The sequence below is a fragment of the Streptomyces sp. NPDC057474 genome, assembly GCF_042802555.1.
GTDB lineage: Bacteria > Actinomycetota > Actinomycetes > Streptomycetales > Streptomycetaceae > Streptomyces.
In genome coordinates this window covers 1-1099 of sequence record NZ_JBHVDX010000511.1, presented here as the reverse complement: position 1 = coordinate 1099, position 1099 = coordinate 1, and the positions used below count along the sequence as shown (strand labels likewise).

Sequence of the window (1099 nt, the reverse complement as noted above, 5' to 3'; positions counted from 1 at the left end):
TAGGGCCTGTGTGACGTTGTGATCAGCTGGCCTTCAGGAGGTCGTTGATCCAGATCATCGAGGCACGGAGGTGGAGGCCGGCGAGGTAGCTCTCGGGCGTCTTGTCGTATCGAGTCGCGACGCCTCGCCATGCCTTTAACTTGTTGATGAGCCGCTCGACGGTGTTCCGCTCCTTGTAAAGATCGCTGTCGTGGCATGTGGGGCGGCCGCCCCGGCTGCCCTTCTTCTTCCGGTTGGCGGCCTGGTCCTTCTTCTCCGGGATGACGGCCTTGATGTTGCGTTTGCGCAGGTAAGAGCGGATAGCGCGGGACGAGTAGGCCTTGTCCGCGGCGACAGCGTCGGGCCGGGTTCGGGGGCGGCCGACAGGCAGACGGACCCGCACCTTCTGCAACACGGGGACGAACTGCGGGCTGTCGGCGGCCTGTCCTGCGGTCAGTACGAGCGACAGCGGACGGCACTTGCGGTCCGCGGCGAGATGAACCTTGCTCGTCAGCCCACCACGGGATCTGCCGAGCAGGGCTTGGTTCAAGCGGAGCTTGCGCCGTCGCCTGACGCGCCGCCGCTCTTCCCGCTCGGGGCCATCCCTGCCGTCCTGTCCGTTCTGTTCTGGCGAGCCGCCCCCTTTTGCCGGGCCCGCTCCTGCTCGGCGGCAGCTTCTTCAAGGGCGTCCATGACCTCCTTGCCTATACGCATCCCGGCGGCGTCGTGATGGGCGCGGGCAGTGGTGGAGTCCACGCTGACCAGGGATAAGTCCGTCTGTCCCCGGCGGGCGGCCTCCGCGATCATGCCTTCCAGAAGAGCGGAGAAGACCCCGGCGTCCCGCCAGACGCGAAAGCGCCCGTAGACCGTCGGCCACGGTCCGAACTCGGAGGGCATCTCGCGCCACTGGGCGCTGGACCGGAACCGCCAGATCACCCCCTCGAACTGCTCCCGCAGCCGCTCGGGATACGGACCGTACTCGCCTATAGGGAGGTACGGCTCGATGAACTCCCATTGCTCGTCGGTGAGTTGCCTACGTGTCACACCCAGCGTCCTATCAGGTCCTGCCCCCACACGGGACCAGAACCCGAAATTGATCACGACCTCACACAGGCCCTAG

General features: G+C 66.2%; 1 pseudogene. It reads right to left on the bottom strand.

The window, feature by feature from the left end:
* Positions 1–22: 22 nt before the first annotated feature.
* A pseudogene (locus ACFU53_RS48140) lies at positions 23–1023 on the bottom strand (IS5 family transposase).
* Positions 1024–1099 lie beyond the last annotated feature (76 nt).